At 36.2% G+C, this 19,807-nt stretch carries 18 protein-coding genes and 1 pseudogene; 15 read left to right on the top strand and 4 right to left on the bottom strand.

Annotation, left to right across the window (positions count from 1 at the left end):
* The first annotated feature begins 98 nt into the window (after positions 1–98).
* The 8 genes from GKP30_RS00865 to GKP30_RS00830 all read left to right on the top strand — a co-directional run bounded on the left by GKP30_RS00865 (position 99) and on the right by GKP30_RS00830 (position 7,284).
* Entirely contained in the window at positions 99–590 is a 492-nt protein-coding gene (locus tag GKP30_RS00865) for a TRAP transporter small permease (RefSeq protein WP_216827493.1), read from the top strand.
* The gene (locus GKP30_RS00860) at positions 587–1,927 is read left to right on the top strand and encodes a TRAP transporter large permease (protein ID WP_216827492.1); all 1,341 of its coding nucleotides are present in this window, start codon (positions 587–589) and stop codon (positions 1,925–1,927) included. Before GKP30_RS00865 ends, GKP30_RS00860 begins: the two co-directional genes overlap by 4 nt.
* Positions 1,928–1,970: 43 nt before the next feature.
* Positions 1,971–2,741 carry an SDR family NAD(P)-dependent oxidoreductase gene (locus tag GKP30_RS00855; protein ID WP_328703101.1) on the top strand — a complete coding sequence of 257 codons (771 nt, stop codon included), beginning with the start codon at positions 1,971–1,973 and terminating at the stop codon, positions 2,739–2,741.
* Between the two features lie 73 nt (positions 2,742–2,814).
* Positions 2,815–3,279: a PPC domain-containing DNA-binding protein gene (locus GKP30_RS00850; protein ID WP_216827490.1), complete on the top strand. Its 465-nt coding sequence runs from the start codon at positions 2,815–2,817 to the stop codon at positions 3,277–3,279.
* Positions 3,280–3,297: 18 nt separating this feature from the next.
* Entirely contained in the window at positions 3,298–4,779 is a 1,482-nt protein-coding gene (locus tag GKP30_RS00845; protein WP_216827489.1) for a class I adenylate-forming enzyme family protein, read from the top strand.
* 5 nt (positions 4,780–4,784) lie between these two features.
* Positions 4,785–5,921 carry a thiolase domain-containing protein gene (locus GKP30_RS00840; protein WP_216827488.1) on the top strand — a complete coding sequence of 379 codons (1,137 nt, stop codon included), beginning with the start codon at positions 4,785–4,787 and terminating at the stop codon, positions 5,919–5,921.
* A gap of 3 nt (positions 5,922–5,924) precedes the next feature.
* Positions 5,925–6,242, top strand: a complete 318-nt coding sequence (locus GKP30_RS00835; RefSeq protein WP_216827487.1) for a Zn-ribbon domain-containing OB-fold protein — start codon at positions 5,925–5,927, stop codon at positions 6,240–6,242.
* Between the two features lie 112 nt (positions 6,243–6,354).
* On the top strand, positions 6,355–7,284 hold the full coding sequence (locus GKP30_RS00830) for a bile acid:sodium symporter family protein (RefSeq protein ID WP_236034836.1): 930 nt from the start codon (positions 6,355–6,357) through the stop codon (positions 7,282–7,284).
* Between the two features lie 228 nt (positions 7,285–7,512).
* Here the strand turns inward: GKP30_RS00830 and GKP30_RS00825 are convergent, their stop codons facing one another.
* Complete coding sequence (locus GKP30_RS00825) at positions 7,513–8,172, bottom strand: YpjP family protein (protein WP_216827486.1); 660 nt, start codon at positions 8,170–8,172, stop codon at positions 7,513–7,515.
* A gap of 266 nt (positions 8,173–8,438) precedes the next feature.
* On the opposite strand from GKP30_RS00825, the gene GKP30_RS00820 reads away from it, so the two are divergent.
* The 3 genes from GKP30_RS00820 (at position 8,439) to GKP30_RS00810 (ending at position 11,614) form a co-directional block, all read left to right on the top strand.
* Positions 8,439–9,287 carry a hypothetical protein gene (locus GKP30_RS00820; RefSeq protein ID WP_216827485.1) on the top strand — a complete coding sequence of 283 codons (849 nt, stop codon included), beginning with the start codon at positions 8,439–8,441 and terminating at the stop codon, positions 9,285–9,287.
* A 51-nt stretch (positions 9,288–9,338) separates the two neighbouring features.
* On the top strand, positions 9,339–9,722 hold the full coding sequence (locus tag GKP30_RS00815; protein WP_216827484.1) for a hypothetical protein: 384 nt from the start codon (positions 9,339–9,341) through the stop codon (positions 9,720–9,722).
* A 302-nt stretch (positions 9,723–10,024) separates the two neighbouring features.
* A complete protein-coding gene (locus GKP30_RS00810; protein ID WP_216827483.1) occupies positions 10,025–11,614 on the top strand; it encodes a M3 family metallopeptidase in 1,590 nt (529 codons plus the stop codon).
* Positions 11,615–11,793: 179 nt separating this feature from the next.
* On the opposite strand, the pseudogene GKP30_RS00805 reads toward GKP30_RS00810, so the two are convergent.
* A pseudogene (locus GKP30_RS00805) lies at positions 11,794–11,904 on the bottom strand (YjcZ family sporulation protein); the annotation flags it as partial.
* A gap of 274 nt (positions 11,905–12,178) precedes the next feature.
* Complete coding sequence (locus GKP30_RS00800; protein WP_216827482.1) at positions 12,179–13,024, bottom strand: protein-glutamine gamma-glutamyltransferase; 846 nt, start codon at positions 13,022–13,024, stop codon at positions 12,179–12,181.
* Positions 13,025–13,503: 479 nt separating this feature from the next.
* Here GKP30_RS00800 and GKP30_RS00795 point away from each other — a divergent pair, with 479 nt between their 5' ends.
* The 4 genes from GKP30_RS00795 (at position 13,504) to GKP30_RS00780 (ending at position 18,517) form a co-directional block, all read left to right on the top strand.
* The gene (locus tag GKP30_RS00795; RefSeq protein ID WP_216827481.1) at positions 13,504–14,835 is read left to right on the top strand and encodes a sensor domain-containing diguanylate cyclase; all 1,332 of its coding nucleotides are present in this window, start codon (positions 13,504–13,506) and stop codon (positions 14,833–14,835) included.
* A 417-nt stretch (positions 14,836–15,252) separates the two neighbouring features.
* A complete protein-coding gene (locus GKP30_RS00790; protein ID WP_216827480.1) occupies positions 15,253–15,843 on the top strand; it encodes a TetR/AcrR family transcriptional regulator in 591 nt (196 codons plus the stop codon).
* A 74-nt stretch (positions 15,844–15,917) separates the two neighbouring features.
* Positions 15,918–16,808 carry a MaoC/PaaZ C-terminal domain-containing protein gene (locus GKP30_RS00785; protein ID WP_216827479.1) on the top strand — a complete coding sequence of 297 codons (891 nt, stop codon included), beginning with the start codon at positions 15,918–15,920 and terminating at the stop codon, positions 16,806–16,808.
* Positions 16,808–18,517 (top strand): class I adenylate-forming enzyme family protein, encoded by a 1,710-nt coding sequence (locus GKP30_RS00780; protein ID WP_216827478.1) that lies wholly within the window; start codon positions 16,808–16,810, stop codon positions 18,515–18,517. Before GKP30_RS00785 ends, GKP30_RS00780 begins: the two co-directional genes overlap by 1 nt.
* A 98-nt stretch (positions 18,518–18,615) precedes the next feature.
* Here the strand turns inward: GKP30_RS00780 and GKP30_RS00775 are convergent, their stop codons facing one another.
* A complete protein-coding gene (locus tag GKP30_RS00775; RefSeq protein ID WP_216827477.1) occupies positions 18,616–19,764 on the bottom strand; it encodes a hypothetical protein in 1,149 nt (382 codons plus the stop codon).
* Positions 19,765–19,807 lie beyond the last annotated feature (43 nt).

The raw sequence follows: 19,807 nt of genomic DNA, 5'->3' as shown, positions 1-19,807 counted from the left end.
GTTATTGAAGGATTAAAGTAGATTGTTCATTTATTGTTTGATAGTAAAAATAAATCACTAAACATTATAAAGATAAATTCTGAAGGGAGTGTACACAAATGAGCCGGATCCTTACCTTTGTAGAGTATGCATTGGTTGTTTTTGCTTTAGGTACGATGTCGATCATCACATTTGCTAATGTACTATCACGATATTTTCTTAATTCATCCATTTCATTCACAGAAGAGATCACAGTTAATTTATTTGTGCTTCTGACCTTTGTTGGTGCTTCTATAGGGGTAAAGCGGGGTGCTCATTTAGGGTTTAGTTTATTTTTTGATAGTGTACAAGGACTAGTTAGGGTATTGATGACGATGATCGTTTCATTACTCATGATCTTGTTCTTTAGTGCTGTCGCTTATTACGGTTTTGATATGATGCTGTCACAGATTGAAAGAAATCGTATGACCCCTGCATTAGGATGGCCACAATGGATGTTCACAGCGATGATGCCACTTGGCGCCTTACTATGTATTATTCGTATTATTGAAGCTACTATTCTATCAATTAAAAAGGGTCCAGTGAACAGAGAGGGGGATACAACACCATGACGGCATTATTATTATTTGGGTTATTTTTCATTCTTGTGTTCCTTAATGTTCCAGTGGCGATCTCGCTAGGATTAGCTTCGATAACCATTTTATTTTTGGATAATGGTTTTGCTTCATTAGGTTTAGTACCAAGTATTATGTACGCGACGATTTCCTCCTTTACATTATTAGCGATCCCGTTTTTCATTTTAGCTGGTGTCATTATGGAATATGCAGGGATTTCAAAGCGTTTAATAGATTTTGCCAATGTTTGTGTCGGTCACAGAAAGAATGGAATCGTTTTAGTTACTGTTATTACTGCACTTTTCTTTGCGGCGATTTCAGGGTCTGGACCAGCAACTGTGGCGGCAATTGGTGCTATCTTAATTCCTGCTTTGGTAAAAAATGGCTACCCTAAAAATATTGCAGCAGGACTAATTGCTAGTTCTGGTTCTATCGGGATTATCATTCCTCCTAGTATTGCTTTTATCGTTTTTGCAGTTGTTGCAAACGACCTTGTTCCGATTACAATTAGTCGTTTATTTATAGCTGGTATTATTCCTGGTCTACTTCTCGGTGTTGCTTTAGTTATTGCCGCAATGTTTGTAAAGAAAACAAATGTAACACAGGATCTTAAAAGCATCGATTCAGAAATTGCAGCCACAGTTAATATAGGGAAAAAGAAAAGCTCAGGTAAAGAAATTGCTTCTGCTTTTTATAGTGCGATTTGGGGTCTTTTAATACCGATCATCATTTTAGGTGGTATTTATGGGGGGATTTTTACGCCAACAGAAGCTGCTGCTGTAGCTGTTTTCTACGCCCTAATTGTTGGCCTGTTTATTTACCGAGATTTAAAACCAAAACATCTTCCAAAGATTTTTATTGATGCGTCTGTGCAAACAGCAGTCGTCATGTTAATCGTAGGTGCAGCATCATTATTTTCATACATTATTACAACGAAGCGGATCGCGCAGACGATTTCAGAAGCGATGTTAGCAGTAACAGAAAATAAGATTTTAATTCTTTTGATGGTTACAGTCATTTTACTTATTATTGGTGCATTTATTGATGCGATTTCTGCGTTTTACTTACTCGTTCCGATTTTATTACCAATTATGCTTCACATTGGTGTTGATCCAACAACATTTGGTGTGTTCATGACGGTAAACCTAGCGATTGGGTTATTTACCCCACCAGTTGGTTTGAATTTGTATGTCGCCAGTGGAATAGCAAGGATACCGTTGAAGGATATAACGAGAGGAACGATACCGTTTTTGATTGCATCCATTATAGTCTTGTTACTTATTACGTACATCCCAGCACTATCCAACTGGCTACCAGACCTACTAGATATGTAGAGTACGAAAAAAATAATCACAAATGCTGAAGGGAGTTTTTAGAGTGAAGAGGTTAGAAAATAAAGTCTCCATTATAACAGGAGCTTCAAGAGGTATTGGAGCTGCTTCAGCACTGGCTCTTGCAAGAGAAGGGTCACATATTGTCTTAGTTGATCTACTAGATTGTGAGACGACAAAGCAAGAGATAAATGAATTAAACCCAGAAGTAGAAGTATTTATCCATAATATTGATATTAAAGAACGGTCACTTGTTGAAGGTGTAGTCAACGAAACGGTGGAACATTTTGGTCACCTTGATGTTGTAGTAAATAATGCAGGAACGTGTTCAAGACTCGATCTTGAACATATGACTGATGAAATGTGGTTTAGAGATATTGATACAAACTTACGAGGCACTTTCTTATTTATGCAAGCAGCGATTTATCCTCATATGAAAAAACAAGGTTCAGGAAAAATCATCAACATTAGCTCGATATCAGGAATCATGGGGGGACCTATGTCTGGAGCTAAAGGAGAAAATGGTGAAAGTGGACGTTCAGGCCCAGCGTATGCAGCTTCTAAAGGTGGTGTTATCGCACTAACAAAATGGGTTGCTAAGGAGGTTGGGGAGTACGGTATCTGTTGTAATAGCATTGCGCCAGGACCAATTGAAACAGCAATTACTAAAGGAATGAATTATAAGCTCGATCAACCGATCCAAAAAATGGGAGTACCAGAAGACATCGCTGAAGCCGTTGTATACTTAGCTTCACCAGGAGCCGACTACGTGACAGGGCACGTCTTAAAAGTATGCGGTGGCTCCGCTATCGGTTAGTAATTATTGGTGCCAGGCACCGCATCGGTCTGGCACCTCTGTAAGAAAATGAATTTACTAGAGAGGTGAAAGAATGGGGCGTAAAAATCATTCCTACTCTACGGAAGGTAAAATGATTTTTGGATCTTTAACAGCAGGCACGGACTTGATTGAAGGAATTCTAGAGGAGTGTAAGAAACACCAGGTTACCTCTGGGATGGTTACGTGTATTGGATCACTGCAAGAAGTTGGATACGTTCTTTTCGAAACGAAAAACAATTATCCTACAGGCTACGGGAAACAAATTACGATCAAAAACCCAGTCGAACTCATCCACTGTACAGGGTTTATTTGTGAAGACGAGAAGGGTGAACTGGATCTTCATCTACACGGTTTAGTGACCGAAGAAACAGGCAAGATTAGTGGTGGTCATTTCATAAGAGGCGTTAACCCTACACTAATAACAATTGAATTTACAATTACTTGTGGAAATGAAATTAAAGCTGTCCGTGAGTATGATGAAGAATTAACGTTCAAGGTTATTAATTACCGTAAGTAATGGGAGGGAGGAAAAGCTATGGAAACATTGGGAGCGCTCGCAAAGAAAACATTCAGTCAATACAGTGAAAAAACAGCTGTTAAAGACTCTAGAGGCACGATAACGTACGGCCAATTAAAATCAAATGTTTGTAAACTAGCACACGCGTTATTGAATGAAGGATTAACAAAAGGTGATCGAGTGGCAATCCTTATGTCTAATAGACGTGAACATGTCGAACTTGACCTTGCAATTGCACTAACTGGTTTAATTAAAGTTCCTGTCAATTATCGCCTACATCCAAAAGAGTTTGATTATATTATCGAAAGTTCTGGCTCCACCTTTTTAATAGGAGAAGCGAACCTACTAGCAAGTGTTACTGTACCTATAAAGAAATTAGATGTAGATCAAGAATACGAAGATTTTATTTTAGAACATAAAGATGAGTTTCCAGACATTGAAGTAGAAGAAGATGATTTATTTGCTTTAATGTATACGTCTGGAACAACAGGTAAACCAAAGGGTGGAATGCTGACACATCGAAACATTATCTCTAGTGCTCTTTCTTTAAATATGGTTTGTGAAATTACATATGGTGATATCATTGGTCATGTTGCTCCATTAACCCACGGCAGTAATTTTCTATCGCAATGTGCTTTATTTTTCGGTTTAAAACAAGTCATTTTTAATAAATTTGATCCAAAAGAATTCATAGATGATTTAGAAAAAGAAAAGATCTCTATCATCTTTTTAGTACCGACATTGGTCAACTTAATGATTCATGAGGAAAACTTTGAACCACATAAATTACGCTATATTAAGTCGATCAATATGGCAGGTGCACCGATAGCCGTAGAAAAGTTAAATAAAGCTTTATCATTATTAGGCCCAAAGCTTGCTGAAACGTATGGCCAAGTAGAGGCGCCAATGACGATTACGATGATGCCAAAAGAAGAGCTTGCGAGTAAACCTGATTCTTGTGGAGCAATTGGACCATTTGTTGAAGTGCGAATTGTCGATGAAAAAGGCGAGGAAGTACCCTGCGGTGAGATTGGTGAAGTAACGTGTAAAGGCTCACTCGTTATGAAAGGATATTGGAATAATGAAAAAGCTACAAAAGAAACATTGAAGGATGGATGGTTATATACTGGTGACTTAGGTTGGATAGATGAAAAAGGTTACCTGAGATTAGTCGATCGAGCAAAAGATATGATCATTACAGGCGGGTTAAATGTGTATCCACGGGAAGTAGAGGAAGTGCTGAATCAGCATCCTAATGTAAAAGAAACTTGCGTGTTTGGGGTGCCTGATGAAAAGTGGGGCGAGAGTATTTATGCTCATATCGTGTTAAGCGATGATGCGAATAAAGTAAGTGAGGAACAATTGGTTGAGCTTTGTAAAAATAATTTAGCAAGCTATAAAAAGCCACGTCGAATTGAAATCGTAAAAGATCTACCGAAAAATAGCTATGGAAAAATATTAAGAAAAACATTGCGCGATCAATATCAAATACAGGGGTGAAGGCAATGTCGACGGTATCAGTTATTGGAAGAGGTATAACGACATTTGGAAGAAAAGATGAATCGATCAAATCAATGGTTGTAAAAGCTTGTCGTGAGGCAATCGTAGAAGCTGGGAAACCTAAAATTGATGCGGTGTTTGTCGGGAATTTTTCGTCAGGTCCACTGGCAAGTCAAGAAATTTTAGGTTCGATTATCACAAATGAACTTGGATTAGGTAGCATTCCTGCTGTAAAAACAGAAGGAGCGTGTGCTTCAGGGGGAATTGCGTTCCGCCAGGCGTATCAACTCGTTAAGGCTGGAGAATATGATACAGTTTTAGTTGCTGGTGTTGAGAAAATGACGGCAATGGATACAGAAACGGTAACGAAAGCGATCAATTATGCGATGGATAGCGAGTCTAATGAAGGGGCATCAGGTCTTACTTTTCCTGGTTTCTTTGGCGTTTTAGCTCATCGCTATATGTATGAATATGGGATGGAAAGAAAGCATCTTGCCATGGTTGCACTAAAAAACCGTAATTATGCGATCGCTAATCCTATTGCACAATTTAAAAAAGAAACAACTTTAGAAGAAATTATGAATGCAAAGCCTATCACCGATCCTTTAGGTCTATTTGATTGCTCACCTATTTCAGATGGGGCGGCTGCTGTTGTCATTCAAAAAGGAGATGACGGAGTTCGAATTGTCTCTTCAGGCCAGGCATCGGGAACACCACTTATGCAGGAAGTCGATGAACTTCTACATATTTCCGCGACTAACGAAGCAGCGAGGCGCGCGTATGAAGCGGCAGGACTTGGGCCAGATGATATTGATGTCGTTGAACTACACGATTGTTTCTCAATGACAGAGATTATCGCCATCGAAGAACTAGGCTTCTTTGAAAAAGGTAAGGGATGGGAGGCACTTGAGCAAGGATTAACTGAACACGGGGGGAAAGTACCAGTAAATACGAGCGGTGGCTTATTATCAAAAGGTCATCCGATTGGTGCAACTGGGATTGCTCAAATTGTCCAAATTGTTGACCAACTAAATGGAAGAGCATGTAACCAAGTAGATGGAGCACGGACCGGTTTAGCACAAAATCTAGGCGGAACAGGTGCGTATTCTCTAGTTCATATATTTAGCAAAAAAGGGGTGTAATAAATGAAGCTTCCAGTGAAGAGATGTAAACATTGTCAATCGATCTTATATACGAGCAAATACCACTGTACATCATGTTATTCCGATGAGCTAGAGTTAACGGAAATTGATAGTAAGGGAAAGATTTACTCTTACACTAAAATTCATGCCGCTCCGAAACAATTTGCAGACCAAACACCGTACTACATCATTCTAGTTCATTTAGATCAAGGCTTAAGAGTAACAGGCAGGTTTAATGGTAACCAGGTTGAAATTAATACACCTGTCGAATTAGAGGAAATCAAAGACCGAGCCTACTTCTTTAAAGCTACAACTGCATAAATCAAAAGAGGTGCCAGGCACCTTTAACACTTTATCGTAGGAAAGGTGCCTGGCACTCCTTCATTAAGGGTGTGAAATTATTAAACATATCCATTCGTTTATTTCTGGTAATTTGCCATTATTAATTATTATCGTAGCGTTTATCACGTACTTTTTGCCGTTTCATTTACAGGTTGCAAACTGGGTACCGAGTTTGTTACTTGGATTAGTGATTTTCTTTACGGGACTATCGATGAATGTTGAGGCAATAAAGAAGATGCGGTCGAAGTATAATGTTTTAGGAATTGCAACATTCCTAAAGTGGACGATTACAGTCATTGTCTCTGTCGTACTAGCCCATTTGTTTTTTTCATCTCGACCTGAAATTGCAGCGGGTATCATTTTATCTGGGACTGTCCCCAATGCTACAGCTGCTACACTGTATACATTTATAGCAGGTGGTAATACTTCATTAGTTATTGCGGCATCTTTTTTAGATATAATGATTAGTCCAATAGTAACTCCTCTGGCACTACTTGGCGTTGACGGCGATACTGTTAGGATTTCATTTTTCAATTTATTACAGTCTTTTATTCTCATCGTTATCTTACCTATTACACTAGGGCTCTTAATGCAAAAGAAGCTTCCGCAATTAGTAGAAAAATCAGTAAGTTATACGAAACTGGGATCATCGATTACCTTATTATTAATTATTCACACGATTATTGGTAATGCAAAAGGAGCGATTGCTTCTGAACTCATACTCATTCCGATGATAACAATAGTCGCATTCTTTCAAGTAACATTGCCGATGGTTATTGCATATTTTACTTTAAAATTAAAGTGGTTACGGGTTGAAAAGGAAGATATCAAGGCGATTGTCTTTCATGTTGGATTATGTAATACGGCATTAGCTGCTATTTTAGCCATTGAGTTTATAAGTGAAATCGCCGCAATTCCAGCAATCATTAATATGGTGATTAATCTTTCTCTAGGATCATTTTTAGCTAACTACTTGTCTAAACAAACATCGAGTACTGAATGGATTAAACAGGCGAATTAAATATAAAAAATTCAGTAGGTAAGATAAGGCTACAATATTATTATTATGTAAACTAGTTTCTCGAAAAAGTGTTATTAACAGTAGACTAACAATTATAGTTTTTTATTATCTATTAAAAACCGCTTCCCATATTAATCATAGGAAGCGGTTCAATTTATCGTATTCTATTTTTAAGTTTTTTTATGAAGGCTGAGCCCATCAGCTTAGCTAACAACAAGGAGCGTTCCGTTAAGACATCCAATTTGGTGGCGTGTTTTTATCCCAAAAGATTGTACCTAATTCATGATGTGTTTCAAAGTTGTCTGCAGCTGTATGGTAATGGAAATTAAACCAATATCCTTGCTTTGGAGGTTGATCCCGACGTACATGGAACCTATATAAATCTTCTCCACTCCTCGTGTCATATACATGGAAGATCTTTTCACCTTGACCATCTGCTGGATCATTAGTTATTGATAAATTTCTAAGAAGCTCTTCATCAGAGTTTATACTAATGCTAGTGATTGTTTCTTCAAGCTTCGGAAGGATCAACTCCCGGTAGTCTTCTTCTATTTTTGATTTAATTTTTGTACCAAATTTATTCATCGCTTGTAAATCAGCATGATGAACTGTGTAATCTACCCACTTTGATAAGAGCTCATCGCTGTTAGTTCCCTCTGCAACTTCGTCCCAAGGCAACAACAACTCGCTAGTGCCAGAAGATAGTTCTTCCTCCAGTTGGGTAATAATATGAACCTCTTCAGATGACTTATCTTTTTGACTGATTTCTAAATCAGAAGGAGATTTTGCTTCAGGTTCATTAGAATACAGATGGGGAGGTGGAGTAACCGTCCCTAGCGTTAAGATGGTAATAGCAACAAAAAACGATTTCCGTAACCAATGTTTCATATCTTTTCCTCCAGCAAACTTTTACTAGATAATTATCTCTATTTTCTCACGATTTAAGATAGATTACTAGAAGTAGATATGATTTTTTCGAAATGTTACTAAATCTTAATAAATTTTACTATATTGAGTAGAAGGGAGATCATAATGAAAAAGAATTATTTTCCACCCAACAGTTAAGGCATGGTAATATAAGGATGAAATAATATTATCAGAGAAGTCAAGCTATTCTTATAGTAAGTAACTATTATTAAGACATGGAGGAAACAATGAGAAATCCACTTAAAATAATCTTGGCTGTTGTAATAGTAAGTCTAGTATTCAATATTTATAGTATTTTTAAAATGAATCAACTAGAACAAGAGATAAATATTTTAAGGGAGAGTCACTCTTCTACGGAGAGTTTTATGTATGACAGGTTGTCTAACATTCAACAAGATTTATATGAATTAAAAGAGGGTGAAAAGTGGGTTGCTGATATCAACTTCCTCCCAAATGTTGAAGCTTCTAGTCTGGGAGAATTTCACTTACAGGCACAATGGACGTTTAGAGAATTAGAAAGTGAGACTGAAGTCGTATTCTCATACAAGAAAGAGGAGGATGGAGAATGGGTTGAGGTTAAAGCAATAGAGCTTTCGGGGACGACATATGAAGCACCTATTCAAATAGATCCAGATGAAACCTACATGTATAAGATATCTGCAGAAGGTACTATGAACAGAAGTTCAGAAACTGAATTCATCCCAACTGAACTATATGGGTCCCGTGAATTATTGATCAGCTTTTCAACTGAAACAGGTGGGAAAAGTACTATTTTTGAAGCATTAATTGAGCAGGGAGAAGTCATATTTGAATTTTATAAAATCGAAAAGGCAACAGCTAATATTCATTTTAATGACGGCTCACAAAAAGTTGTTGATTTTATTAATGAAATTTATGATGACGGAATAGAGTTGGACTACATGCATCATGAACTGCACGGAGAGAAGGTATGGATAGTTCGGGTAGAGGAAGAAAATATGATTTATGTTGAAATCGAAGTAACATACGCTGACGGAAGCACGGAAAAACAAATTTTTGATCTTTTAGATGGGGTTATTGATGAACGACAATGGTAATGTAGTGGAAAAGAAGAGAAAACCAAAGTACGAGATTGGGGAGTTTTTTTGTTGGTCAAGTTAACATGTAATAGATTGTATGGCTTAATGATAGTATTACTGTTGGTATGCTGTTCGAATGAAAAGATTGAAGCGATAACAGTATTTAAAATGGATAACTTTACGGAGATAGTTGAGGATTCTAGTGTTATTATAACGGCGACAAACGAAATCGAGATCATTCAAAAAGCATTTATCCAAGCAGTTAAACAACCAGGAGTTGTAGATATGGCAGATCCACAATACAAATTAGAATGGAATGAGGAATCTTATTTTCTTTGGATAAATGAAAGTTCAGGCACAATCATGAATACAACTGAAACACATACGAATTATTCCCTATCAGAACGGTCAGCTCATGAAGTTTATCAATTAATAGAAAATAGCGGAATATAAAAAGGTTTCTAGAGTAAGATAATACAGGTTGTTAAGAAGAGGCAACGGGACGTACTTGAGACGAAAAGGATAAAAAGTTGTTCTGTTCTACAGATCCAGATGTCCATTAGTTTAAATTCCATACAGGAACTTTTCAGATAGGATTAATTATTATTGGCAAGAAAAAAGCATATGGAGTTTTTTTACTAGCAAAGATTATAAAGCTTAAAAGTGAAAGCGTTAGCACTTCAATGGTATTTTATTATAATATTAATTTAAGGGCTTATATAAAGCGCTCATATCTTATAGATGGAGGATATCCCATGACAGTAAAACAATTTCTACAACAACAAAATATGATGGTTGAAATACTTTATCGTAACATTACAAATGCTAGTTGGATGGCGCAAACAACAGGTGAAAAAGAATGGGCAGAAAAAGTAGGAGAAGCTCAAACGGAGTTTCGTACGTACTTTTCAAACAGCGAATTGTTCGAAGCTGTTCAAAATTATTTAAAACAAACTGAACTAACAGCTATTGAAAAAAGACAGCTCGAAGCTCTACGCAGCCAGTTTAGAGAAAATCAACTGCCTATCGAGAGTTTAAAGGAATTATCGCAACTATCTGCAGAATTAAATCATATGTTCAATACATACGAACCTGAAGTAAATGGAAAGAAGTTATCTGCTAATGATGTACGTAATATTTTACTTAATAGTGAAGATTTAAAAGAACGTGAAGACGCATGGAAAGCATCAAAAGAAGTTGGTCAAGTTGTCGAAGAGAAACTGTTAACATTAGTCAAGAAGCGAAATGAAGCAGCTAGAGCTGTAGGGTATAACAATTACCATGAAATGTCGTTTGAAAATCAAGAATTAGATCGTGATGAAATTTTTGCTATATTTCAAAAGCTAGTTGATTTATCTGATAGTACTTATCGTCGGTTAAAAGATGAGTTGGATCAACAATTAGCTAGTAAGTTCGGTATAGAAGTATCAGAACTTAGGCCATGGCATTATGTCGATCCATTTTTCCAAGAGGCCCCGGCTTCTAATGAGACAAATTTAGACCCATATTTTAAAAATGAAGATCTTGAAAAACTAACGGCAGACACTTTTGCTGAGATGAATATCCCGATTGAGGACTTATACGCGAAAAGTGATTTAAATCCTCGTCCTGGGAAAAACCCAACTGCTTTTTGTATGGATATGGATCGTGAAGGTGATACACGTGTGCTATGTAATAATCAACCAAATTCCTATTGGATGGGTACGATGTTACACGAATTCGGACATGCGGCATATTTCAAATACCTAGATCTCGATTTACCGTATGTGTTAAGAGCGCCTGCCCATACGTTAACTACAGAAGCGATCGCGATGTTATTTGGAAAAATGACTCAAAATCGTGAGTGGTTAGCTACATTTTTAAAGGTAGAGGATGATAAACTAAATACAATTGCACCTTCACTTGAAAAATTCGAACAGCTTAAAATGTTAATTTCAGCTCGCTGGATCATTACTTTTGTATTTTTTGAAAAAGAGCTGTACGAAAATCCAGACCAAGATTTAAATGCATTATGGTGGAAGCTCGTAAGTGAAATCCAATTAGTAAATGCACCAGAAGGACGTAATGCTCCTGACTGGGCTGCAAAAATTCACTTCACTTTGGCACCTGTTTATTATCAAAATTACCTACTAGGGGAGCTGACTTCTGCTCAACTGCATCAACATATTAATACAAATTTATCAGAGCAGTTTTTCACAACAACAGTTGGTAATTTCCTAAGAGAAGAGTTCTTCAAACCAGGTTCGAAATATCACTGGAATGAAAAGATTGAAAAGGTAACTGGACAACCGCTTAACCCGCAATTTTTTGTAGATGCGTATTGCAAACTAAACAAAAATGAATAGTAATAAAGCAAAATCCAGGGGCGAACCATTTACCCTGGATTTTCTTCATTTATGTTATGAAAGTGAAAGCAGTGTATAGACTATTTCTACATGTTTTGACGGAAAGACAAGGACATATTAAGCTATGTCCTTGTCTTCAATCAAGTATTCATCTCTAGGCTGTGGTACAGCATACTATATTAGCATTTTGTGAAGCCGTATGCACCTACGATGATTAATAAAATAAACAATACAACAATTAATACAAAGTTATCGTACCCACGTGTTGGAGGACAATGTCCATATCCATAAAAAGGGGCAGTATGATGTGGTTGATCATAAGCTCCCATAACAGGTGGTATATTATCCATCATTGAAGGTGCTACATTATCCATCATAGAGGGTGCTACATTAGCATGAGCTCCCATAAAAGGTGCTGCATTTACGTTAGCGTACATTTGAAAACTTCCTTTCGTGTTAGTTATTTGTCACTAACATTATACTCACCTATTTGAAAGTGGAACCTGTCTACATGAAAAATGGGTATATGTCATGATCGTATTAAAAACCACAGTTTACTATTAGTTAATTATTATACGTATTATTTAAATAATCTTGATGCTGAACGAATGATAGACGATTTTTATTGTGGTGTATTACATGCGGTGTCTTTTTATGAGTAATGCGCTCTCTTTGTAACGTTACATAATTTGATAAAGTGTTAAAGGATGGTCTTGTGATTAAACTTGTTAAATAAGCTAATTGATTACTCCCAGGTTGTCTCTGTGTATTCAAAAATTCTAGGATTTCATCAGCAGTCATAATCCCAAATCCATGCCCGAAAAATCTTCCATCGCTCATAACAACAGCATTTAACCCTCTAAACCACGGGGTTTGAACATTAAAGTCTGGATTATTAAAATAAACTATATCACCAGGTAAAAAATGACTACCATTAAAGGTATATAGCCCAAGGTCAGGGTCTGTATGCCAACTGTACAAATAGAGGTTGTAAAATAAGGAATTAAAAACAGGCCTACCGATACTTTTTAAAATCGCATGATATAGAATAATTACGCAAGCTGTTGCGCATTCAGTTGCATATAGTGAACTGTTGCGATAAATGTCTTGAATAGCTTCCGATGGACTCACGTTAGGCTTCAGCAGAAATCCGCCTGCTCCCGTGAGATTCCAATATGCAGGATTACAGCGAGCGTATCTAAAAGTTGTAAACTTTACTTCGCTTTCATTCATTTCGTTTGCGCTTTCTATAATGTTTTTCCTAGACCTGACTTCAAACAAAAATGCATTATTGGAAGGATATGAATATAAGACTGGATCGTTAAGCATTTGCTGAATAATAATTCTTTCAATACTTCCAGTATTCATCGTGCCACTTGGTTGAAAGGGCATTCCTGAAATTTGTATCATAGCGTCCCATCCTATGCTTAAAAATTTTTAAAAGTTATTTAAGTTTATTATTGAGGAGGGGGTAACATTACAGAACATATTTACGGTTGTGAGAATCTGCTTATGCTTATTTTTAGTTTATTACAAGTTTTGTTAATTATTTTTTGCTCTTCACGTTTTAATGTGAAGCATAGCAACATAGTTTACGAACCAGCCTTATTTATCATGATGAGAATAAATTCAACACGAAACTTTAACAGAGCTTAATGAAATTTTTAAAGTAAGAAAACAGAACGGAGAAATTATCAATGTTAGTATATTATAGTATAATGAAACTAGATATAAAGTCATAACTTGCGATGCAATTGTAATTAATTTTCTATGAAGTGTGAATTTAATACTAAATTTTTAAATTTTTAAAGTTATAGAGAGAAAAAATACTTATGCCAACGGTTTGTTGGTATTTTTTTAGGGAGTAAGAACTAGAAGGGGAGAAAAAGTTGAGTAATGAAATCTTAGCAAATATAAGTAAAGGTGACGACCTCTTTCAACTAATTGCAGAATATTCAAGTGATATGATCACTGTCCATGATTTAAAGGGTAGGTATCTTTATGTTTCGCCTGCAGGAGAAGAAATACTACAATATAAAAGTGAAGAATTAGTTGGCAAAGATAGTTATTTATTTATACACGTAGAGGATCATGAGACAGCTCGCCATAACCATGAGATGTTACTAAAAACTGGCTACGTTGTTTCTACGTATCGTATTCGACGAAAAGACGGGGAGTACATTTGGTTTGAATCCTCTATTAAAAGTTTATCTGGAAAGGTAGCAGGTGAATTAGTAGAACTAGGTGAACCACATTTAATCGTTATATCGCGTAATATCACCGAGCGAAAATTAGTAGAGAAAAAGCTAAAGGAAGTAGAAGAGTTGTTTCAAATTATAACCGAATACTCTAGAGATATGATCACGATTCATAATGCAGCTGGTGAGTATTTGTTTGTGTCTGCTGCTGTCAAAGAGATGCTACAATATGATGATCAAGAACTGATTGGGAAGTCTGGATATGTTTTTATCCATCCCGAGGATCATAAGATTGTTAGACAAAATCATGAGCTAATGATGATTACAGGAGCTGGTGTTTCAACTTATCGGATCCAACGAAAGGACGGAAAATATATTTGGTTTGAATCGACTGTTAGATCTTTACCCAGAAGAGAACCTGAAGATCCCCAGCTTATTGTTATGTCCCGAGATATAACAAAGAGAAAAATTGAGGAACAAAAACTGCAAGAAGTAAATGAAAAACTTCAAAATTTATCTACTAAAGATGGATTAACAGCAATAGGGAATCGACGATATTTTGATGAAAGATTAATAAAAGAATGGAAACGTGCCATTCGATATTCTAGTCCAATCACTCTTCTCATGATCGATATTGATTATTTTAAACCTTATAATGACACATATGGGCATCAAAAGGGCGATGACGCCTTAAAACATGTTGCTAAAGCAATAAAAGATGTTTTAAAGCGTCCGATTGATGTGGTTTGTCGTTATGGAGGCGAAGAGTTTAGTGTGATTTTACCCGATACTGATGAAATGGGTGGAAAGCATGTTGCTGAAAATATTAGATTAACAATTGAAGCATTAAAAATACCTCATTCAGGTTCATTAATTAGCAAATTTTTAACAATTAGTATTGGAACTGCTACTATAATTCCACCTATGGCTAGCGACCCTAAACTTTTAATTAAAGCCGCTGATAGAGCATTATACGAGGCAAAGGAAGCTGGGAGAAACCAGGTTCAAACTATAAAACCATAAAGTAGGCAAAGGGTAATAACTCACTTTATTTCATTGGTGTCCAGGAAAGGTAAGTATACAACCAATTATTCATAATCTATTACACGTTTATCTGTGAAGACTATCTTTATAATTATGCTCGATGATGACCTTTAAGAGTCCCCTAACTATAGGGGACTTTTTTAGTCTCTAAGCTATTGGACCGTTAACCAAGCAAAAGCTTGGTTTTTCACGCTTTAGCGTGAAGCTTTTGTCCATTAGGGCTAATTTATGTTCAAAAAACGGTCCAATAGCAACAAAGTTTACGAAAACAGCCTATTAATAAGAAATCATAAAAAAATTCAACAGAAATACAAAGTATTTATTGAAATATTCTGTATTTTATAATAAGTTAGTTATAACTAACTTACTTAACAACATGAAAGGACAGTGTTTGTAATGGCAACAAAGAGAATCTCAGCTAAAGAGCGTAAAAAAATGATCTTAAGAGCAGCGATTGAGGAATTTTCAAAATCGAATTACCGCCAAGCAAAAGTCCCAGAAATAGCAGGTCTTGCTGAAGTGACAGAGCCAATGGTTTATCGGCACTTTGCTTCAAAGAAAAATCTATTTCTTGCAACATTGTCTGTTATCGGAGAAAAAACTATCGAACGACTTGAAAAAAGTGTAGAGAATTACGCACATAGTACACCAGAGAAAATCGAAGAATTAATGGAAAACTACCTCAAATCGATGGCTACATACAGGAAGGAGTTGAAAATATACTACCAGGCGATATCTGAATTCGATGATCCTGAAATAAAAGCTGTATTAGATCACACGTACCGACAATACGCTCATTTCATAACATCTATTGTTGAAGAAGGAAAAAGAAAGGGGGATATTAATCAAAACGTTGATTCGAACCAGTTTGGGTGGAACTTAGTAGGTGTATTGATTCATCTTAGTACGTTTTATTTACTTGATTTTTTTAATCCAGCAACAGCAAAGCATTTAATTCAACAACACCTGCGAGAACTAAGGGAATAATCATAATTATTAACCTTGATATGGAAATCATTTTTGGATACATGATAAAAGAAACATGATAGCGAGGGAAATATATGAAAATTAAATCAGATATCGTAGGGTTAAAGTTTAAAGAAGTAACTACACATGTCACTTGGAGACAAACATCAAATTATGGAGCGTCAATTGGTGATACGAATCATTTATATATGAATGATTTAATTAGTGAACAAAATGTTGCCCATCCTATGTTTGCGGTAGTCCTTTCATGGCCAATCATCTCAAAAATTCATAAGTATGCAGAGATGCCATATCAGCCTCAATTATTCGAAAATATCGTTCATTACTTTGAACATATTGAATTTACTAGACTGATTTCTCCTGACGAAGAAGTAACAATTGATGGTGAAGTTACCGCTGTTCTTCCACACAAGGCAGGAACACTTCTAGTAAGTAAATTTACGATTAGTGATAAAAATAAGGAACATATACAAACAGAGTGGATTGGCGGATTGCTAAGAGGCGTAGTGTGTGTGGATAGTGGAAGCGGTAAGGAAAACCTCCCTAATTTCAATAGATTAGAAGAGGAAGATATTCAATGGGAACGTAAAATTAACATAACTGCAGAGCAGCCATTCATCTATGACGGCTGTAATAACATAGTCTTTGATATTCATACATCACCTAAGTTTGCTAAAAGAGTCGGGCTTCCAAATATCTTAGTTCAAGGGACAGCAACATTAGGAATGGCAATAACAGAAATTGTAAATAAAGAATCGGAAAAGGACCCGCGAAAGGTGAAGAGCATATCTGGGAGATTTTCAGATATGGTTTTTCCAAATCAAACAATTACGGTTCAAACCGTGAATACCATCGAAAGCCAAACAGAACGTAAAGTTTTTTTCCGAGTGTTAAATGAAGCAGGAAATGCCGCAATAAGTGATGGTGTTGTCGTGTTTCAAAATAATGGAAAGGTTGGATGTTAATGAGTACAACTGATTGGAAGCTTCCTCTACTAAATTCTTATATTGAAAAATGGGCTGTAGAAAAGCCAGATGTAGCCGCAATGGTTCAGGTTGAGGATGGGAAGTCCGTTACGTATAAAAAGTTTTCTACGTTGATTGATTTTTTCGCGCTACGACTACTTGATATGGGTATTAAAAAAGGTGACCGAGTTGCAACGATGTTAGTTACGTTTCCTGAACATTTGGCCCTCATGTATGGTTGTTTTAAGATAGGTGCTATTATTGCTCCTTTAGATCCTCGTTTACAAAACCAAGAAGTTGTTAGAGACTTAGAAAAGATAAAACCGAAAGCCTTTTTCTTTTTAGGAAATACACCCAATCGTGACTTTCGCGAAGTAGGGGAAGCTGTTCAAAGAGGGTGTCCTTATGTTGAACATTTTGTTCAATTTACCCCTGATCCGAAGCCTGGTGACATTTTAGCTGGAGCTATTTCGATTACAGAATTGATGGACAAGAAAAAACTAATTTCTCTAAAGATAAAAGATCTTTTCAACAATAAATTAAAAGAAGCATACAAACAAATAGACTCCAAAACCCCAACTATGATTATTTACACTACAGGAACTACTGGCGCACCAAAACCTGCCTTACTCACTCACGAAAATATCATCGTTCAAAATGAAGTACTAGCTAGAGGAATGAATGCTAAAAATAGTGATAAACACTTTAAATTCGTCGTAAATTTACCCCCAAGTCATGTTGGAGGTACGACAGAAGGGCCTATGACAACGTTTTATCTAGGTGGAACCGCCTTAATGTTGCGCATATTTGACCCGAAATTAACAGCGGAAGCTATTGATAAATACAAAGCAACTGCAATAGGGATGATCCCAACACAGTATCGAATGATTTGGGATTTGCCTAATTACGATCAATATGATTTTAATAGCCTAGAATTTGCCATTTATGCGGGATCAGCTGTGGATACTAAATTTTTGAAAAGGCTTTCACAAATGGCGCCTAAATTTGGTTGTGGTCTCGGAATGACTGAAAATGCTGGTTTTGCCACATTTACACCTGAAGGAATATCGATTGAGGAAATGGCAGGTCAAGTTGGCCGAAGTTTCCCAGACCTGGCTGAAGTTTCAATACGGCATCCAATGAAGGAAGATGGTACGGCTGGGGATGAAGTGAGGGACGGGGAAGTCGGTGAAATATGTTATCATCCGCCAATTGTATTCCCAGGCTACTATAATCAACCAGAAGAAACTGCAAAAGCGGTATCGAAAGAAGGAATTCTTTATACGGGAGATCTCGGCTATTTTGAGGATAAGGGAGATTATCGTGCTTTGTTTTTAAAAGGACGAAGAAAGTTTGTCATTAAACAAAAAGGATATAATGTTTTTCCTGATGAGGTACAAAATTTCATTAGCAGTCATCCGAAAGTTGCTGTAACTGAAGTTGTTGGTGTGCCACATGAATTGTTTGATGAAGGGATTTTTGCTTTTGTAAAACCAAAAATAGGAGAGACCGTAACAGAACAAGAACTCCAAGAATTTTGCAAAGAAATTGCTTCTTATAAGCGACCACAATATATTAAAATTTGGCCGTCCGATGAAGAATTTCCTCTTACTAGGGTGGCAAAAGTAGACAAGGTCAAACTAAGAGAAGTCGCCATAGAGATAGTGGATGGATTAAGGAAAGAAGGAAAATGGGATCGAACTGGTTAACGTAAATATATTTGTTTTCTAGCCTTAAATAGATTTTTAATTAAAAACTTAAAGAACGAGCGTAGAAATCTCTAATGCTCGTTCTTCCTTTGTCAATATTATTCTGTTTTAATCTTATCTAACTCGTAAACGGAAATGTAGTTAATTTTCAAGTCACTGTAGCTTCTTTCATTACTGTCTGAACGTGGAATATAAAACGCTGTAGAGTCTTCGTTCCAGTGAGCTAGAATTTTAATAACAGCTGGAAGATCTCCGTTTTGAATGATCTGAATACTCTTTGATAATTGATTGTTATCGATTGAGGCAATAAAGACATTATCTAGAAACTGATTTCCTTTATGAAGAATTGTATTGAAAAGCATCTTCGTTCCATCTGGAGAAATGCTGTAAGATGGGACCCAAGTTCCTTCAGAACTAGTACCGCCTGAAACGACCTTGTTTACTTCTCCTTTTTTCAAATCAAAAAAGAATATACCTGGTTCTTCATCATAGACCCCATTAAAAACGAGCAAGTCGTCATGGATAAATTCAAAATCGAATATATTGTCATTTATACTCTTAAGGGTAATCATTTTTTCAACTTTGTGATCATCAGATAGTTTATATAATGCAGTACCTTCATCTTGGATATGAGTTGCTAGGTAGACAGCGTTATGATGGATCATTCCACCTGGAAAAGAAAAATTCTTTGGGCTATCAAATAGTTCATTAAAGTTATATAGTGTTTTTTCATTAGTAGCTGTGTTGATTAATACTAAATTTGATTCTGAAAATTCATAGAAAAAAATATATTTACCTTCTGGATCCGCAAACCCAACATCACCATGATTTTCTTCTAATTCAGCTAATTTTTTCTTTTCTCCAGTTTCAAGTGTGAATACATAAACATGATTATTTTCCACACTCAATGCTTTTTCACCATTTCTAGACAGATGTCTGGCAGCAATATGTTCAATTAAAGTAGATTTTCCATGGTCTAAGCTAGTAGAGTAAAGTGAATTTTCCCTTGTGAAGTAAAGTTTTTCACTTTCAATTTTCAATAATTCTCCGTACGTAACCTCCTCTTTTAATGCGATTTGTTCTGGTTGTGAAACAGCAACCTTAGCATCAGAAATGATACTTTCAAGTATGACATCTTCACTGACTATAACTGTTTTACCTTCCCCTTGAACATTACCTTGTGTGTTGCACCCTGTTAGTACTGATACGGCTATTGTTACACCTAAAATTCCGTTGACTAGTTTCATTTCAATTACCTCCTCTTTTGTTTTACAAACTGATTGTACAAAA

Origin of the sequence: Alkalihalobacterium elongatum, from assembly GCF_019024285.1 — a bacterium.
Lineage (GTDB): Bacteria > Bacillota > Bacilli > Bacillales > Bacillaceae_F > Alkalihalobacterium > Alkalihalobacterium elongatum.
The sequence above is the reverse complement of the archived record's forward strand: the minus strand, read 5'-3'. Positions and strand labels throughout refer to the sequence as shown.

Coding starts and splice junctions, on each gene's coding strand:
- GKP30_RS00865 (WP_216827493.1), top strand. CDS start 99: ATGAGCCGGATCCTTACCTTTGTAGAGTATGCATTGGTTGTTTTTGCT.
- GKP30_RS00860 (WP_216827492.1), top strand. CDS start 587: ATGACGGCATTATTATTATTTGGGTTATTTTTCATTCTTGTGTTCCTT.
- GKP30_RS00850 (WP_216827490.1), top strand. CDS start 2,815: ATGGGGCGTAAAAATCATTCCTACTCTACGGAAGGTAAAATGATTTTT.
- GKP30_RS00845 (WP_216827489.1), top strand. CDS start 3,298: ATGGAAACATTGGGAGCGCTCGCAAAGAAAACATTCAGTCAATACAGT.
- GKP30_RS00840 (WP_216827488.1), top strand. CDS start 4,785: ATGTCGACGGTATCAGTTATTGGAAGAGGTATAACGACATTTGGAAGA.
- GKP30_RS00835 (WP_216827487.1), top strand. CDS start 5,925: ATGAAGCTTCCAGTGAAGAGATGTAAACATTGTCAATCGATCTTATAT.
- GKP30_RS00825 (WP_216827486.1), bottom strand. CDS start 8,172: ATGAAACATTGGTTACGGAAATCGTTTTTTGTTGCTATTACCATCTTA.
- GKP30_RS00820 (WP_216827485.1), top strand. CDS start 8,439: ATGAGAAATCCACTTAAAATAATCTTGGCTGTTGTAATAGTAAGTCTA.
- GKP30_RS00810 (WP_216827483.1), top strand. CDS start 10,025: ATGACAGTAAAACAATTTCTACAACAACAAAATATGATGGTTGAAATA.
- GKP30_RS00800 (WP_216827482.1), bottom strand. CDS start 13,024: ATGATACAAATTTCAGGAATGCCCTTTCAACCAAGTGGCACGATGAAT.
- GKP30_RS00790 (WP_216827480.1), top strand. CDS start 15,253: ATGGCAACAAAGAGAATCTCAGCTAAAGAGCGTAAAAAAATGATCTTA.
- GKP30_RS00785 (WP_216827479.1), top strand. CDS start 15,918: ATGAAAATTAAATCAGATATCGTAGGGTTAAAGTTTAAAGAAGTAACT.
- GKP30_RS00780 (WP_216827478.1), top strand. CDS start 16,808: ATGAGTACAACTGATTGGAAGCTTCCTCTACTAAATTCTTATATTGAA.
- GKP30_RS00775 (WP_216827477.1), bottom strand. CDS start 19,764: ATGAAACTAGTCAACGGAATTTTAGGTGTAACAATAGCCGTATCAGTA.